14 protein-coding genes and 1 riboswitch are annotated in these 16,286 nt (G+C 72.2%); of the genes, 7 read left to right on the top strand and 7 right to left on the bottom strand.

Annotation, left to right across the window (positions count from 1 at the left end):
• Window positions 1–33: 33 nt before the first annotated feature.
• Together AB0B58_RS09955 and AB0B58_RS09950 are read right to left on the bottom strand one after the other, a co-directional pair.
• Window positions 34–1,044 (bottom strand): ABC transporter permease subunit, encoded by a 1,011-nt coding sequence (locus AB0B58_RS09955; protein ID WP_360220520.1) that lies wholly within the window; start codon window positions 1,042–1,044, stop codon window positions 34–36.
• Window positions 1,041–2,033, bottom strand: a complete 993-nt coding sequence (locus AB0B58_RS09950) for an ATP-binding cassette domain-containing protein (RefSeq protein ID WP_360220517.1) — start codon at window positions 2,031–2,033, stop codon at window positions 1,041–1,043. Before AB0B58_RS09950 ends, AB0B58_RS09955 begins: the two co-directional genes overlap by 4 nt.
• A 309-nt stretch (window positions 2,034–2,342) precedes the next feature.
• A riboswitch (SAM riboswitch) is annotated at window positions 2,343–2,480 on the top strand.
• Between the two features lie 12 nt (window positions 2,481–2,492).
• Between AB0B58_RS09950 and thrC the strand changes: the two genes are divergently transcribed.
• Window positions 2,493–3,773, top strand: a complete 1,281-nt coding sequence (thrC, locus tag AB0B58_RS09945) for a threonine synthase (protein WP_360220514.1) — start codon at window positions 2,493–2,495, stop codon at window positions 3,771–3,773.
• 142 nt (window positions 3,774–3,915) lie between these two features.
• Here the strand turns inward: thrC and AB0B58_RS09940 are convergent, their stop codons facing one another.
• Window positions 3,916–4,407 carry a hypothetical protein gene (locus AB0B58_RS09940; RefSeq protein WP_360220511.1) on the bottom strand — a complete coding sequence of 164 codons (492 nt, stop codon included), beginning with the start codon at window positions 4,405–4,407 and terminating at the stop codon, window positions 3,916–3,918.
• Window positions 4,408–4,432: 25 nt separating this feature from the next.
• Window positions 4,433–4,951 carry a GNAT family N-acetyltransferase gene (locus tag AB0B58_RS09935; RefSeq protein ID WP_360220508.1) on the bottom strand — a complete coding sequence of 173 codons (519 nt, stop codon included), beginning with the start codon at window positions 4,949–4,951 and terminating at the stop codon, window positions 4,433–4,435.
• A gap of 352 nt (window positions 4,952–5,303) precedes the next feature.
• Here AB0B58_RS09935 and groL point away from each other — a divergent pair, with 352 nt between their 5' ends.
• On the top strand, window positions 5,304–6,926 hold the full coding sequence (gene groL / locus AB0B58_RS09930; RefSeq protein WP_360220505.1) for a chaperonin GroEL: 1,623 nt from the start codon (window positions 5,304–5,306) through the stop codon (window positions 6,924–6,926).
• A 67-nt stretch (window positions 6,927–6,993) separates the two neighbouring features.
• Here groL and AB0B58_RS09925 read toward each other — a convergent pair whose 3' ends face one another.
• Both AB0B58_RS09925 and AB0B58_RS09920 read right to left on the bottom strand, forming a co-directional pair.
• A complete protein-coding gene (locus tag AB0B58_RS09925) occupies window positions 6,994–7,995 on the bottom strand; it encodes a GNAT family N-acetyltransferase (RefSeq protein WP_360220502.1) in 1,002 nt (333 codons plus the stop codon).
• 11 nt (window positions 7,996–8,006) lie between these two features.
• Window positions 8,007–9,239 carry an MFS transporter gene (locus tag AB0B58_RS09920; RefSeq protein ID WP_360220499.1) on the bottom strand — a complete coding sequence of 411 codons (1,233 nt, stop codon included), beginning with the start codon at window positions 9,237–9,239 and terminating at the stop codon, window positions 8,007–8,009.
• Window positions 9,240–9,295: 56 nt separating this feature from the next.
• Between AB0B58_RS09920 and AB0B58_RS09915 the strand changes: the two genes are divergently transcribed.
• The 3 genes from AB0B58_RS09915 to AB0B58_RS09905 all read left to right on the top strand — a co-directional run bounded on the left by AB0B58_RS09915 (window position 9,296) and on the right by AB0B58_RS09905 (window position 12,267).
• Window positions 9,296–10,132: a winged helix-turn-helix transcriptional regulator gene (locus tag AB0B58_RS09915; protein ID WP_360220496.1), complete on the top strand. Its 837-nt coding sequence runs from the start codon at window positions 9,296–9,298 to the stop codon at window positions 10,130–10,132.
• 69 nt (window positions 10,133–10,201) lie between these two features.
• The gene (locus AB0B58_RS09910; RefSeq protein WP_360220493.1) at window positions 10,202–12,001 is read left to right on the top strand and encodes a glycerol-3-phosphate dehydrogenase/oxidase; all 1,800 of its coding nucleotides are present in this window, start codon (window positions 10,202–10,204) and stop codon (window positions 11,999–12,001) included.
• Window positions 11,998–12,267 (top strand): DUF4031 domain-containing protein, encoded by a 270-nt coding sequence (locus tag AB0B58_RS09905; protein WP_360220490.1) that lies wholly within the window; start codon window positions 11,998–12,000, stop codon window positions 12,265–12,267. The genes AB0B58_RS09910 and AB0B58_RS09905 overlap by 4 nt, the downstream gene beginning before the upstream one ends.
• On the opposite strand, the gene AB0B58_RS09900 is transcribed toward AB0B58_RS09905, so the two are convergent.
• A complete protein-coding gene (locus AB0B58_RS09900) occupies window positions 12,251–12,889 on the bottom strand; it encodes a metal-dependent phosphohydrolase (protein WP_360220487.1) in 639 nt (212 codons plus the stop codon). The genes AB0B58_RS09905 and AB0B58_RS09900 overlap by 17 nt on opposite strands.
• Before the next feature lie 223 nt (window positions 12,890–13,112).
• Here AB0B58_RS09900 and AB0B58_RS09895 point away from each other — a divergent pair, with 223 nt between their 5' ends.
• The gene (locus AB0B58_RS09895; protein WP_360220484.1) at window positions 13,113–14,309 is read left to right on the top strand and encodes an FUSC family protein; all 1,197 of its coding nucleotides are present in this window, start codon (window positions 13,113–13,115) and stop codon (window positions 14,307–14,309) included.
• Window positions 14,310–14,385: 76 nt separating this feature from the next.
• On the top strand, window positions 14,386–16,286 hold a 1,901-nt coding region (locus AB0B58_RS09890; RefSeq protein WP_360220481.1), incomplete at its 3' end, for a PrsW family glutamic-type intramembrane protease.

Raw genomic sequence — 16,286 nt, 5'->3', positions numbered from 1 at the left:
TCCGAGTGTGTGCCTGACCCAGCAGAAACTACCTTAGGTAATGTCTCTGCTACGCATAGTCCACATCGCCGCCCCCACAACGAGGACGAGCAGGGCCGCCAGCGCCCCGCCGGCCATCGGCCAGGTGATCGACATCGTGTTCGGCTCGCAGCCCTGGGTGCTCGAGTAGTTGCAGGACTCCCAGTCGGTCACCACCACCGACTTGTCCATCCAGGCCGTGGTCCAGACCGGCACCAGGTACGCCTCGACGTACGGCACCTTCGCCAGGGCCAGCACGGTGCCGAGCCCGAACTGGAACACGATGATGGCGCCGATCGCCGCGCCGAGCGCCATCGCCGTGTGCCGGCCGATGGAGGCGAGCCCGAAACCGACCGCGCCCGCGACCAGCACCAGTACCAGCCCGCGTACCTCCATGAGCACGAAGGACTGCCACGCGCCGGGTGTCATCGAGTCCAGCGTTCCGCGCAGGCTCGCGATCAGCGCGAAGGCCCCGGTCCAGGCCGCCGACACCAGCACGGTCAGCGCGGCCAGGCCCGTCAGCAGGGCGCCGAGCTTAGTGTTCAGCACCTGCAGCCGCCGCGGCCGCCAGAGCAGCAGGTTCATCATGCCGCCGCTGCTCCACTCGGCGCCGACATAGCTCGCGCCGACCAGGAATGCCATCACCGCCAGCAGCGCCGACAGCGCCACGACCATCGTGCCGAACTGCTCCCGGAAGTCGAAGGTCGGCGGCATGTACCACTCGGCCCGGTAGTCCTCCCTGGTCGGCTGGTACAACTCGGCGCAGCTGGGCGGGTAGTTCGCCGCCTCCGTCGTGCCCTGTGCGGCCGCGCAGCGCGTCCGCTCCTCGGCGGCCGACCTCAGCGCGAGCTGGTAGTCCTGGTCGGCCTGTACCTGGGCCGCCGCCCGCAGCTCCGGCGTGGTCGGCTTGTTCGTGACGAACATGCCCGCCGTGATCGCGGCCAGCACGATCAGGGTGCCGAGGACGGCCCAACGGGTGAAGCGGCGCTTGGCGAGCCGCCGGGTCTCCGCCGCATACAGGCTCACAGCCCCCACCCGCCGTTCGGCATCGGCGCCGCGAGCGCGGACTGGTCGACCTGGCGGTGCATGCCCTCGACCGGCGCGGTGCCGGTGAGATCGAGGAACACGCTCTCCAGGTCGGCTGGGACCGGCGCCAGCTCGCTGACGAAGAAGCCGCGGGAGGCGAGCGCCCGGGTGATCGTGCTCGGCTGGGCGACGTTGCTGACCATGAGGTGATCGGCCTCGACGACCACGTGCGCGCCGATCTCCCGCAACGCGCCCGCGGAGGAGGTGAGGTCGCCGATCGACTCGACGCGGACCCGCACCGAAGCGGACTGGTGCCGGGCGAGCACGTCGGCGACGCCGCCGGCGGTCACCCGCCGCCCGGCCGAGATGATCGTGACGGAGTCGCAGATCAGCTGGACCTCGCCGAGGATGTGGCTGGAGAGCAGCACGGTCATCCCGGAGGCCGCCAGGTTGCCCATGAGCGTGCGCATCTCCCGGATGCCGCCCGGGTCCAGGCCGTTCGCGGGCTCGTCCAGTATCAGCAGCCTCGGGTTCTTGAGCAGCGCGGACGCGACCGCGAGGCGCTGCTTCATGCCCAGCGAGTAGGTCTTGACCCGGTCCTTCGAGCGGTCGCGCAGGCCGACGAGTTCGAGCACCTCGCCGACCCGGTGCCGGTCGACGCCGCCCGCGTCGGCCAGCAGGGAGAGGGTGTCCCGCGCGGAGAAGTTGCCGAAGAACTGCGGGCTCTCCACGATCGCGCCGACGAGGCCGGCCACCTCGGGCAGCGCCTGCGGCACCTCGCGGCCGAGCAACGACATCCGGCCGCCGTTCGGCTTGATCAGCCCCAGCAGCGTGCGCAGCGTGGTGGTCTTGCCGGAGCCGTTGGGCCCGAGGAAGCCGTGCACCTGCCCCGCCTCCACGACCATGTCGAAGCCGTCGAGGGCTCTGCGCACCCCCTTGCGGGTGCGATAGGTCTTCCGCAGACCCTGTATTTCCAGGACGGCGCTCACGCCGCACCTCCCGCGCATTGTGGAGTGACGTGCGTCACCCTATGCGCAGGTCGCCAGAAACTCACGGTCTCCGATGCACCGGCCGTGGCCCACCGGGGGAGCGGTGGGCCACGGCCCGCTCCGACTCAGGCGCGGCCGCTGCCGGCGGTCACCGTTGCGACCTGGGTGCAGGGTAGGGAACCGGCCTCGGAGAATGCGCTGAATCAATCGACCGTCATTAATCGAGCGGGAAGGACGTCGCTCACACCTCGGGACGGTCGGCTCCGATTTCGCCGCCCGCGTCGTAAGGTGTCGGTAACACAACTGAATACCTCATCCAGAGGGGCTGAGGGAACGGCCCGATGACGCCCCGGCAACCACCGCGCTTGTCTCGATGACGAGGCCGCGCGCGGCAGGTGCTAATTCCGTCCCCATGAGCGTCCGACGACGCCCGGGGAAAGATGAGAGGAAGGCCTCATTATGACGTCGGCCGTCGACGCCCCAAGCAAGTCCATCAGCCCCGCCCGTGCCCTCGTCTGCCGTGGCTGCGGTGCCGAATTCCCGCTCGCCGCGCAGCACGCCTGTTACGAGTGTTTCGGCCCGCTCGAGGTCGCCTACGACGCCGCCGCGCTCGCCGCGGTCACCCGGGAGCAGATCGAGGCCGGGCCGCAGAACATCTGGCGCTACGCCGCCCTGCTGCCCAGCGGGCAGGACCCCGCCGGCCGGGTCACCCTCGACCCCGGCCTGACCCCGCTGGTCAGCGCGCCCGCGCTGGCCGCCGAGATCGGGCTGCGGGCGCCGCTCTGGGTCAAGGACGACTCCGCCAACCCGACGCACTCCTTCAAGGACCGGGTCGTCTCCGTCGCGCTCACCGCCGCCCGCGAGCTGGGCTTCACCCGGTTCGCCTGCGCGTCGACCGGCAACCTGGCCAACTCCGTCGCGGCGCACGCCGCCCGCGCCGGGGTTCCCTCGATCGTCTTCATCCCCGGCGATCTCGAGCAGGGCAAGGTCATCACCACCGCCGTCTACGGCGGCGACCTGGTCGCCATCGACGGCTCCTACGACGACGTCAACCGGCTGTGCGGCGAGCTCGTCGAGACCGACGAGTTCGAGGACACCGCCTTCGTCAACGTCAACGTTCGGCCGTTCTACGCCGAGGGTTCGAAGACTCTGGGTTACGAGGTCGCCGAGCAGCTCGGCTGGCGCATCCCCGCACAGGTGATCGTGCCGATGGCCAGCGGCGAGCTGCTCACCAAGATTGACAAGGCCTTCACCGAGCTCGTGGAGATCGGCCTGGTCGAGGCGCCCGAGGGTGGCTGGACCGTCTTCGGTGCACAGTCGGCCGGCTGCAACCCCATCGCCACGGCGCTGCACAACGGCACCGACCAGATCATCCCGGTGAAGCCGACCGGCATCGCGAAGTCGCTGAACATCGGTGACCCGGCCGCCGGCGCGTACGCGATCGAGGCCGTGACCCGCACCGGAGGCTGGATGGACTACGCCGACGACGACGAGATCCGCGACGCCATCCAGCTGCTCGCCCGCACCACCGGCGTCTTCGCCGAGACCGCCGGCGGTGTCACCGTCGCGGTGCTCAGGAAGCTCATCGCGAGCGGCCGGCTCGACCCGGACAAGGAGACCGTCGTCTACAACACCGGCGAGGGCCTCAAGACGCTGGACGCCGTCGCCGGGCAGGTCGGCCCGACCCACCGGATCAAACCGTCGCTGCGCGGTGCCCGGGACGCCGGCCTCCTGGGCTGACGGAGAGTAGTCGAACATCTGCCCAACGTTGAGAATTCCTTCCCCTGAGGACTTGCGCGGGGATCTCAGGCTCGGCAGGATGCTCTACGCGGGAGGACGTGACGCCGTACGTGGCCCCACCTTTGAGCTTGGCGACAATCTCCTAGGGGCCCAACGACCCAGTGCCGGAGGCGCTGTGCGTGCGTCCTCCCGACCAAATTCTCTTCACGGCGCGCTGCAGGACCGGCCTTAGCGGCGCCTCCCGGTAACCGCCGCGCTCCAGGCCCGCATGCCGCTCGAACGCATTGCGCGCACCGTACGTGCCGGTCATCGCCCACGAGTAGCCGCAGGACGCCCAGTACGCGGGCCAGAACAGCGGGCCGAGCACGGCGTATTGCCCGGCGTGCCGGCTCTCGTGGGCGAGCAGGCCGGACCGGCTCTCGTGCAGCAGCCACTCGGCCGTGCGCCTCGTGATGATCACCGAGCCGACCGTGAAGCAGGTCGCGGGCGGCATACGGCGGCGGTAGCCCTCCGCGATCAGGATCCCGCCCGGACCGCGGCGGATCCTGGTGCCGCAGAGCACGGCGAGCCCGAGGCCGGCCAGCGTGGTCCCGTTGACCGCCGTGAGCGCGGTGCGGATCGTGTGCCAGCCCAACTCGTCACCTCCGCCGGCCGCGGGCTCAGGCCCGGCGGCGCATCTGCAGCTCCGTCAGGGCCGGGATGACCGGGTGCGGCACCCGCTTGCCGACGTCGGAGAAGCCCAGCCGCTCGTACGCCCGGACGGCCCGGTCGTTGCCGACCACGACCTCGAGCATCAGCTCGGTCCGGCCGATCGCCAGGGACCACTGCGCGACCGCCTCGATCAACTCGGGCAGCACGCCGCGCCCCCGGTACGCCGGTGTGATGTAGACCGCGAAGATCACCGTCGCGTCGGGCTCCTCGGGCAGCACCGTGCCGCCCGCGTGGCCGATCAGCCGCCCGCCCGGGTCCGCCACGAACTGGGCCAGCTGGCTGCCGGACGAGGCCTGCACGATGCGCCGCCGGTAGTCGGCGTGCGGCCGGGCCGCCGCCTGCGCCAGCGTCTCCAGGAACGCGAGCGGGCTGTCGGCCAGCATTTCCAGCCGCAGCGCGCGCATCCGGGCCGTGTCGCCGGGCGTGACCCGGTGCACGGTGATGGGCGGCGCCAGGGCGCTGGTCATGGTGCCTTGCTACCCGGTCACCGGGGCACGGGGCAAGCAGGACGCGGATATAAGACCTCGCGGGTGCATGAACCGGGCACCCCGGAGCCCGATCGTTCTGCTTGCACTCGCCCCATCAGAGTGCTAAACAAGTGATTGGCACTCGCGCCACGTGAGTGCCAGCAGGTCGGGGCGGTGGGGTCACGGCAGCGGCACCGCCATCGGTGCCGGGGCACGGGACCGGTCGTCGCGGGCTATCCGGCTCGACCTGAGGACGTCACATCGCCAGGTGGTGACGTCCGCAGCGTTCTCAACGTGCGGAATGCGGGCCGGACCGGCCCGGCGCCGCGAATGTCCAGGAGGACACAGCCGTATGGCCAAGATCATCGCATTTGACGAGGAAGCTCGTCGCGGCCTCGAGAGTGGCATGAACCAGCTCGCCGACGCCGTCAAGGTGACGCTCGGCCCCAAGGGCCGCAACGTCGTGCTCGAGAAGAAGTGGGGCGCTCCCACCATCACCAACGATGGTGTGTCGATCGCCAAGGAGATCGAGCTCGAGGGCACCTTCGAGAAGATCGGCGCCGAGCTGGTCAAGGAGGTCGCCAAGAAGACCGACGACGTGGCCGGCGACGGCACGACGACGGCGACCGTCCTCGCTCAGGCCCTGGTCCGCGAGGGCCTGCGCAACGTCGCGGCCGGCGCGAACCCGATGGCGCTCAAGCGGGGCATCGAGGCTGCCGTCTCGGCCGTCTCCGAGGCGCTGTCGCAGCTCGCCAAGGACGTGGAGACCAAGGAGCAGATCGCCTCCACCGCCTCCATCTCCGCCGGTGACTCCACGGTCGGCGAGATCATCGCCGAGGCCATGGACAAGGTCGGCAAGGAAGGCGTCATCACCGTCGAGGAGAGCAACACCTTCGGGCTCGAGCTTGAGCTGACCGAGGGCATGCGCTTCGACAAGGGCTACATCTCGGCCTACTTCATGACCGACGCGGAGCGTATGGAGGCCGTCTTCGACGACCCGTACATCCTCATCGCGAACAGCAAGATCTCCGCGGTCAAGGACCTGCTCCCCGTCCTCGAGAAGGTCATGCAGGGCGGCAAGCCGCTCATCATCATCGCCGAGGACGTCGAGGGCGAGGCCCTGGCCACCCTGGTCGTCAACAAGGTGCGCGGCACCTTCAAGTCCGTCGCCGTCAAGGCGCCGGGCTTCGGCGACCGCCGCAAGGCCATGCTGGACGACATCGCCATCCTCACCGGTGGCACGGTCATCAGCGAGGAGGTCGGCCTCAAGCTCGACGCAGCCGACCTGAGCCTGCTGGGCCAGGCCCGCAAGGTCGTCATCACCAAGGACGAGACGACGATCGTCGACGGTGCCGGCAACGCCGAGCAGATCCAGGGCCGGGTCAACCAGATCCGCGCTGAGATCGAGAAGTCGGACTCCGACTACGACCGCGAGAAGCTGCAGGAGCGCCTGGCCAAGCTGGCCGGCGGCGTTGCGGTCATCAAGGTCGGCGCGGCCACCGAGGTCGAGCTCAAGGAGCGCAAGCACCGCATCGAGGACGCCGTTCGCAACGCGAAGGCGGCCGTCGAGGAGGGCATCGTCCCCGGTGGTGGCGTCGCGCTCGTGCAGGCCGGCAAGTCCGCGTTCGACAAGCTGGACCTGGTGGGCGACGAGGCCACCGGTGCCAACATCGTCAAGGTCGCGCTCGACGCCCCGCTGCGTCAGATCGCCGTGAACGCCGGCCTCGAGGGTGGCGTCGTGGTGGAGAAGGTGCGCAACCTCGAGGCGGGTTGGGGCCTGAACGCCGCTAGCGGCGAGTACGTCGACCTGCTGGCCGCGGGCATCATCGACCCGGCCAAGGTCACCCGTTCGGCGCTGCAGAACGCCGCGTCGATCGCCGCTCTGTTCCTCACGACCGAGGCGGTCGTGGCGGACAAGCCGGAGAAGAACCCGGCCCCGGCCGGTGCCCCCGGTGGCGGAGACATGGACTTCTGAGTCCAGCTTGCAGAGAGGGCGGGTCGCTTCGGCGGCCCGCCCTTTTCGCGTACCGGGGTAGCGGTCGTCAGAGCTGCTTGCGGTACAGCAGGAAGACGCGCTCCACGCGGGCGCCGACGGCCTTCGAGTAGAACGGCAGCGGTCCGACCCAGCCGATCTGGACCCGGTCGTGACCGGCCGCCCGCTGGTCGGCGAGGCACCGGCGCAGCAGCAGGGCGCCGATGCCCAGGCCGCGGGCGGCGGTGGCCGTGCCCATCGGCCCGAACCAGCCCGGCCGCGACGACCCGTACGCGGCGAAGCCCAGGATGGACCCGTCCTTGGCCACCGCGAGGTGGCAGCGCGCCCGGTCCCGCCCGACCGAGTGGGTGATCTCCCCGGCCCAGCCGCTGCCGAAGTTCGCCAGCGCGAAGCCGACCAGCGCCGGCACGTCCTCGGTGCCGGCCCGCCGCACGACGATGCCCTCGCCGGCCAGCCGCGCCTCGTGGTCGGCGGTCGACTCCAGCCCTGCGGTGGCGGTGTCCACTGTCATGTTCCAGGCCGGCTGGTCCTGCTCGAAGCCGAACGACATGGCGGCGCAGATCGCCGGGGTGTACCGCACGTCGATGCCGGGCCAGGCGTAGTAGGGCGCGTTCCCGGCGATGACGACGTCGCCGGCGCCGAGGCCGGCCAGCGCGCCCTCGATCCGGGCCACCAGCGCCCTTGCGACGCCCCGGCGGCGGTCCCGCGGGTCGACGGCGACCAGGTCCACGTGCCCGATCGAGGCGTCCCGGTGCGACACGGACCCCAGCACCACCCCGATGACCCGGCCACCGCTGACGGAGACCGGCTCACCCGACACCGCGGCACCGGCCGCGGTGGGACCCGGTCCGGCCGACCGGAGGGCGATGAAACCCGCCAGCCTGCGCGGCGTCTCGGACCAGCCGTCGGTGCCGGCGGTCTCGCGCAGGCGCAGCACGATCTCCGCGGCGTCGGCGGCGTCCTCCGGCAGGTCCAGGGCGGTCCGGCAGAGGGCCACCACGGCGGGCACGTCGTCGTCGGTCAGTTCGGAGATCCAGAACTCGCTGTCCACAACCGCCGAACCTACCCGGCGACCGCCTCCCGCTCGGTAACGGCCGGATCGAGCAGGTCCCGCCGGCCCCGGACGGGTGAGAGGAGGAGCGCCAGCGGGGCGAGGACCGCGGCAACCGCGAAGATCAGCAGGGTGGCCCGGGCGCCGAGCGGCCCGGCCAGGGCGCCCGCCACCAGGCCGCCGACGGGGATCGCACCCCAGGAGACGAAGCGGACCGTCGCCATCACCCGGGACAGCAGCTCCGGCGGGCTGGCGATCTGCCGGTAGGTGCGGGTGGTCACGCTGAAGACCACGCCGGTGCCCGCGAAGATCAGCACGCCGACCGTGAAGGTCACGTACGCCGCCCGGCCGGTGGCCGCCGGGATGACGAACGCGCCGGCCGCCTCGACGAAGCCGAGGATGATCAACCCGCGGGCGGTACCGAGCGCGTTCGTGATCCGGGTCGTCAGCGCCGCCCCGATCAGGGTGCCGACGCCGTCGACCGCCAGCAGCACGCCGACCACCGCGGCCGGGGCGTGCAGGTCCCGCACCAGGTAGAGCGGGAAGAGCGCCAGGTACGCCCCGTTGACGAAGTTCGACGCGGTGGCGGACCACATGGCCGGGCCCATCATCGGGTGCCGGGTCACGAACGCCCAGCCCTCGCGGATCATCGCGCCCATCGGCGTGTGCCGGTCGCGGTTCCGGCCGCGCCGGGCCGGCAGGGTGCGGAGCACGGCGGCGGAGACGAGGTAGCTGACGGCGTCGACGAGCAGGGTCGGCACCGCGCCGAGCAGCTGGACCGCGAACCCGCCGAGCGAGGGTCCGGCGAGCTGGGTGGTCGCGTGGGTGCCGGAGGTCAGGCTGTTGCGGGACTGCAGCTGGTCGCGGTCGACGATCTCCGGCAGAAAGGTGGTGTTGGCGACGAAGAAGATGACGTGCGCGAAGCTGAGGATCAGCGCCACGACGACCAGGTGGGCGACCGTCAGCAGGCCGAACCACCACGCCGCCGGGATCGAGGCGACGGCCACCGCGCGGACCAGGTCGGCGCCGACCTGCGCGCCGCGCAGGGGCAGCCGTTGCACGATCACCCCGGCCGGCAGCCCGATGACGATCCAGGCGATGTAGCCGGAAGCGGCGATCAGGCCCATCTCGAACGGTGTCGCTTCGAGGACCGTGAGCGCCGTCAGCGGCAGCGCGACGCCGCCGACCGCCGAGCCCAGATCGCTGCTGGTCCCGGCCACCCACCACCGCCAGAAGACGCTCACGGCCCTCGACCCCCGTTCCAGTCAGTTTCATTTTGGAACGGACTATACTTCGAGGCGTGCGCAGGGTCGAACTCATTGATGCCGACTGCGGCATCGAGCAGGCCCTTGGCGTGCTCACCGACTGGTGGACGTTCCTGGTGGTCCGTGACATCGCCGGCGGTGTGACCAGGTTCGAGGCGCTGCAACGCTCGCTGGGCGTGAGCCGCCGGGCACTGACGGAGCGCCTGTCGGCGCTGGTCGGCCACGGCGTGCTCCGGCGCGCGGCGTACTCGGAGCATCCGCCCCGCTACGACTACCTGCTGACCCCGAAGGGCGAGGGCCTGCTGCCGGTGCTCATCGCGTTGCAGGACTGGGGCACCCGGCACGTGCTAGGCGACGGCTCCCTGACGGCATCGGCGCTGCCGGCGTCCGCGGAGTCCCAGCGGGTACACGGCCTGGTGGGTCGCCAGGTGCCGGTCGCGGTCTCGGGCTGGACGGTCCTGTACTTCTTCCCGGGCGCCTTCGCACCGGGCGCACAGGACTACCCGCCGGGCTGGGCCGACATTCCGGGCGCGCCCGGCTGCACCCTGGAGTCGATGACGTACGCGGCCAGGGCCGCCGACTTCGCCGCGGCCGGCGTGGAGATCAAGGGCGTCAGCACCCAGCGGCCGGACCAGCTGGCGGCGTTCGCGGCGTACGCCCGGCTGCCGTTCGGGCTGATCAGCGACCAGGACGGCCGGCTGGCCGCGGGCCTGCGGCTGCCGACCTTCCGGGCCGCCGGCGTCGACCGGTTCAAGCGCCTGACCCTGCTGGCCGACCCGGCGGCGACGATCCGTGCCGTCCAGTTTCCGGTGACGGACCCCGCGGCGTCGGTCACGGAGCTGCTCGACCGGGTCCGCGCCCTGGTCACTTGATGTAGACAGGGAGATCACCCGTCACATTCATCCGCCGGTGTGACACACGTCAGCGCTAACGTGGGGGTTGTGCGCTCACCCTCCGTCTCCCGATATGCCGCCGGCCGGCTCTCTCCGATCCGTCGCGTCTCCGACCTGCGACGGCTGCGCGACGAGCAGTTCGATGTCCTCGTCATCGGCGGCGGGGTCACCGGCGCCGGCGCCGCCCTGGATGCCGCCTCGCGCGGCCTGAGCGTGGCGCTGGTCGAGGCCCGTGACCTGGCCGCCGGCACGTCCAGCCGATCCAGCAAGCTGATTCACGGCGGCCTTCGCTACCTCGAACAGCTCGAGCTCCACCTGGTGCACGAGGCGCTGACCGAGCGCGGCCTGCTCACGAGCCGCCTCGCGCCGCATCTCGTGCGGCCGGTGCCGATCCTCGTGCCGCTCCCCGCCGCCTCGCCGCCCGCGCGGGTCTGGCAGCGGGCCTACTACGGGCTCGGCGTCGCCGCCTACGACGCGTTCGCCGGGGTGTTCGGCAGCGGGCGGGGCATGCCGCTGCACCGGCATCTGACCCGCGACGGGGCCCGGCATCTCTTCCCCAGCCTGCGGGCCGAGAAGATCGCCGGGGCTATCCGCTACTACGACGGCCAGGTCGACGACGCCCGGCTCGTGGTAAATCTGGCCCGCACCGCCGCCAGCCTCGGCGCCGCGGTCGTCACGAGCGCCCGGGTCACCGGCTTCGTCCGCGAGGCGCGGGAGGTCGTCGGGGTCAAGGTCCGCGATCTCGAGGCGCCCGACTCGCCCGAGCTCGAGGTGCGCGCGCGTACGGTCGTCGCCGCGACCGGCGTGTGGAGCGACGACCTGTCGCGCATGCTCAGCGACGTCGGCGTGCGGCCGGGCCTGCGGGTCCGCGCCTCCAAGGGCGTGCACCTCGTCGTGCCCCGCTCGGCGATCACCGGCGAGGCCGGGTTGATCCTGCGCACGCCCACCTCCGTGCTCTTCGTCATCCCGTGGGGCGGGCACTGGATCATCGGCACCACCGACACCGACTGGCAGCTGGACCGGTCCCATCCGGCCGCCTCCGCGCGCGACATCAGCTACCTGCTCGACCAGGTCAACACCGTGCTCGACCGGCCGCTCACCACCGACGACATCGAGGGCGTCTACGCCGGGCTGCGACCGCTGCTCTCCGGCGAGGCGGACTCCACCTCGAAGCTGTCGCGGGAGCACGCCGTCGTCGAGCCGATGCTCGGGCTGCTGCTCGTCGCCGGCGGCAAGTACACGACATACCGGGTCATGGCCGCCGACGTCATCGACCGGGCCGTGCGCCGGCTGGGCGGGTCCGCGCGGCCCTCGCGCACCGATCAGCTTCCGCTGCTGGGCGCCGACGGCTTCGCCGCCGCCTGGCGCGACCGGCAGGACATCGCCCGGCGGCACGGCGTCACCGCCGGCGTCGTCGAGCACCTGCTCGAGCGGTACGGCACCCTCACCGTGCACCTGCTCGCCATGATCGCGGCGAAGCCGGAGCTGGCCACGCCGCTCGCCGGTGCCCCCGAGTACCTGGCGGCCGAGGTCGCCTACGCGGCGCAGGCCGAGGGCGCCCTGCACCTGGACGACGTGCTGACCCGGCGCACCAGGATCTCGATCGAGACACCGCACCGCGGCGCCGAGACCGCCGCGCACGCGGCCGCGGTGATGGGCGAGGCCCTCGGCTGGGACAAGGCGGTCCGCGATCGGGAGATCGAGCACTACCTGGCCCGGGTCGAGGCCGAACGGCAGTCGCAGAAGATGCCGGACGACCTCACCGCCGACGCTGCCCGCCTCGGGGTGCCCGACGTGCGGGGCTACGCGGCCGACCGGGGTACGGAGCTGCTCGAAGTGGATCTTTGATTCTCGTCGACGAGCCGCGCTGGCCGGGCCGGGGACGGCTCTGGTCCCACCTGGCCAGCGACCTCTCCTACGCCGAACTGCACGTCTTCGCCGAGATGCTGGGCGTGCCCCGGCGGGCGTTCGACCGGGACCACTACGACATCCCGGCCGCCCGTTTCCAGACGGCGCTCTGGCTCGGCGCGACGCTGGTCCGGTCCCGGGACCTCTCCGCCCGGCTGCGCGCCGCCGGCCTGCGCCGGCCGAAGCACCTCAGCCCAGGGTCTTGAGCTCGGCCTCGAGGTTCGCCCGCGCCCGGCCCTCCCAGGCCTCCCGCAGCGGCGGGTGCCGGTAGATTGAGGGCAGCTCCAGCAGCGCCTTCAGTACCTGTGCGCGGCCGCCGCGGAAGGCGTCGTCCGGCACGTGCGCGTACTCCCGCCGGATCGCGGCCGTGTAAGCCGCGTAGTCGTCCGGGGCGCTCGCCAGGATCGCCAGGTCGGCGTCGCAGAGCAACTCCCCGTCCAGGTCGTCCTCGTCCGTCGCGTGGCCCGCCGTGAGGCCGACCAGCCGGGCCACCTCCGCCGCCGTCCCGGCCGGCACGCCGAGCGTCGTGAGCAGCCCCTCGGCGAACTCCGCGCTGTCGCGTTCGTTGGCGTCCCCGAGCGCCCGCGGGTCGTAGACCGCGTCGTGCAGCCAGGCGGCGAGCCGGACCAGGTCCGGGCCCGATGCCAGGTCGGCGAACTCGTCGATCACGTCCAGCACGGCGGACAGGTGCGCCACCGTGTGGTACTGCCGTTGCGGCTCTGACCAGCGCGTCAGCAGGTACTCGCCGGCAGCCGCCAGGTCCGCGTCGTCGGCGCTCGCCCCGGCACCGCGGGCCGCCAGCACCCACCGGTCTACATGTGTCGTCACGGCCGCAATCCTGACATGTGCCCGGCTGGGGCGTGTCCTGCCGATCCTGCCGGCCTGCGCCGGGTCCGGCCTCCGCCTCGCGGCGCGGGCCGGAAGGCCGGATACAACGCCGGTATCCGGCCTTCCGGCCCGCTTGCGACGCGAAACCTGGACCTCGGCTCGGCGACGACAAGATCGGCAGGAACGCCCTAGGGTCTCAGGACACGCCCTAGGGTCTGCAGACATGACGGACGCCGCCAGGCAGGGCAGGCTCGCGGCCGCCCTCGCCGGCCTGTTCCGCCTGTCCCGCTCCGGTGCCGGCGCCGGCTGTTCCCGGGTACGGGGGGTCTTCCCGCTCGCCCTGCAGGCCGGTTTGGCGGCCGGACTCGCCTGGTTCATCGCGACCGACGTCCTCGGCCGGCAAAGCCCGTTCTTCGCGCCGATCGCCGCCGTAATCGTGCTCGCCTCGTCGGTCGGCCAGCGGGCGAGGCGGACGATCGAGCTGGTGGTCGGCGTCGCGATCGGCGTCGGCGTCGGCGACGCGATCATGCTGCTGATCGGCAGCGGGGGATGGCAGATCGGTCTGGTGGTCGTGCTGGCGATCACGGTCGCGGCGGCGGTCGGCGGCGGCCCGCCCCTGGTCGTGCAGTCCGCCTCGTCCGCGGTGCTGGTCGCGGCGCTGGCCACGATCCCCGGCCAGCCCTTCAGCCGGTTCTTCGACGCGCTCGTGGGCGGCACGGTCGGCCTGGCCGTGATGACGATCCTGCTACCGCTCAACCCGCTGACCGTGGTGCGCCGGGCCGCCGACCCCGCGCTGGAGGAGCTCGCGGCGGGGCTGCGCGAGATCGCGACGGGGCTGCGGGCGGGCGAGGTCGACGCCGTGCGGGCGGCGCTCGAGCGGCTGCGGGTCGCGGAGGGCGACTTCACGGCCTTCGACCAGGGTGCCGCCGCCGCCAGGGAGAACGTGGCCTTCGCGCCGGCCCGGTGGCGCACGCGCGGCCCGCTGAGCCAGTACGTGGAGGGTGCCGACGAGCTGACCCACGCGCTGCGCAACGTCCGGGTGCTGGCCCGGCGGGTGATGACCGGGCTGGACGACGAGGAGTCGTTCCCCGGGTTCCTGCCGACCTCGATCGAGCTGCTCGCCGACGCCGTCGACCTGCTCCGGAGCGAGTGGGACAAGGGCGTCGAGCCGGTCGCGGCCCGGGAGCGGGCGCTGCGGGCGGCGGCCGAGGCCGGGCGGGCGTACGACGAAGGGGTCGGCTTCTCCGGCGGGGTCGTGGTGGCGCAGATCCGCACTACGGTCTCGGACCTGCTGCGGGCCACCGGCATCGAGTACGCAGAGGCGCCGCGCCTGGTCCGCCGGGCGGTCGGGCGGCACGGCCGGTCGCGTGCGATCCGGAAGAACCCGGGGCGATCACGGCCCGGCCCGGGCCCTTCCTGACGGTGTTTTCCCGCCCTTGATCCCTTTCCGTCGCCGCGGGACCGCCGGGGTGCGGCGGGGTGGCTACGCTGGCGGCATGGCCGACGTAGCTCCCGGCGGGTCGCCCGACCCGGCACCCATCCCCGCGGCTCCGGCCTCGCCGGCGCCGGATCCCGGCGCGTCTTCGCCCGGCTACCCTGGCGCCGTGCCGCCACCCCCCGGCTTCCCCGCGGACGCGGGCCTGTCGATCCTCCCGGCCGCGTCTGGGGGCACCGATGCTCCCGGTGCCGGCCGTGAGGACGCCGCGCCGACCGTCGGCCTGTTCCCGGCCTCGCCGGACGCCGGGCCGACCCCGGTCCTCTCCGGGCCCCCGGCATTCTTCGGTCCGGCGGCGCTCTCCGGTCCCGCGGCGCTGTCGGAGCCCGCGGCGTTCTCCGGTCCCGCGGCGCTTCCGGAGCCCGCGGCGTTCTCCGGGCCCGCCGCGCTCTCCGGGCCTGCGGCGCAGGACGCCCCGGTCGGGGTCACCGACCCCGCCGGCGTCGCGAAGATGTCCGGGCGGCAGACCGGGTGGCGGCGCTGGCTGCCGCTGGCCGGTGTGATCACCTTCATCGCGCTCTGCGCGATCGCCATGCTGGTCATCCTGGGCTTCAGCAACGGCCCACAGGGCCTGGCGGTCGGCCTGGTCGCGGCGATCCTGCCGGTGCCCGTCCTGGTCGGTTGCTTCCTCTGGCTCGACCGGTACGAGCCGGAGCCGACCCGCTATCTGATCTTCTGCTTCGCGTGGGGCTCCGCGGTGGCGACCCTGGTGGCGATCGGCGTCAACTCGCTGGCGTCCTGGGGCTTCGACCGGCTCAACCTGCCGGCGGCGCTGGTGGCGGTGCTCGTCGCGCCGTTCATCGAGGAGTTGATGAAGGCACTCGGCCCGTTCCTGCTGCTGTGGCGCCGCCGCCGGGAATGGTCCGGTATCACCGACGGCATCGTCTACTGCGGCCTCTCCGCGCTGGGCTTCGCGATGGTGGAGAACGTGCTCTACCTGGGCGGTCACGGCTACGCCTCCGGCGTGGACCAGTACGGCCCGGCGACCGGCATCCAGAACCTCTTCCTGATCTTCATCGTGCGCATCCTGTTCACCGGCTTCGCGCACCCGCTCTTCACCTCGATGACCGGCATCGGAATGGGCCTGGCCGCCCGCTCGGCGGACCGCCGGGTGAAGTGGCTGGCCCCGATCGCGGGCCTGCTGGCGGCGATGATCCTGCACGGCGCGTTCAACCTGCTGCCGACGCTCTCGGTGGCCACCGGCGAGACCCTGATCATGCTGTACGGCTACCTGGGCTTCATGGTCCCGTTCTTCTTCCTGGTCGTCGGCTTCGCGATCGCCCTGCGCAGCTACGAGGGGCGGCTCAGCGAGCGGATCCTGCCGGGCTACGTCAGCGCGGGTTGGCTGTCCCCGCCGGAGCTGGCGACGCTGGGCAGCCTGGGCCGCCGGCACTCGGCGCGCCGCTGGGCCAAGCGCGTGGCCGGGGACGCGGGCGTCAAGGCGATGCGCGGCTTCCAGTTCGCCGGAACCCAGCTCGCGCTGCTGCGCGACGGGATGCAGCGCGGCCTGGACCGCACCCCGGTTGAGCAGCAGAAGTCGATGGACGAGGAGCGCCGGCTCCTGACAGCGATCTCGGAATACCGGTCGATCTTCGTGGGCCGGGACCCGCAGATGCCGCAGGCGTTCTGGGACGGGACGTCCTATCAGATCGCCTTCCCGGACGGGGTGACCCGAACGGTGAGCGCGCCGGAGGAACCGGTCGTGCCGGTCCCGGTCCGCCTGCCTCCGAACCCATACCCGGCAATGGCCGGCGCCCCGGGCTACGGCGCTCAGCCGGGTTATGGCGCTCAGCCGGGTTATGGCGCTCAGCCGGGTTATGGCGCTCAGCCGGGTTATGGCGCTCAGCCTGGTTATGGCGCTCAGCCTGGTTATGGCGCTCAGCCTGGTTATGGCGCTCAGCC

The organism is Actinoplanes sp. NPDC049118, from assembly GCF_040648555.1.
In the GTDB taxonomy this organism is placed as follows: Bacteria; Actinomycetota; Actinomycetes; order Mycobacteriales; family Micromonosporaceae; genus Actinoplanes.
The sequence above is the reverse complement of the archived record's forward strand: the minus strand, read 5'-3'. Positions and strand labels throughout refer to the sequence as shown.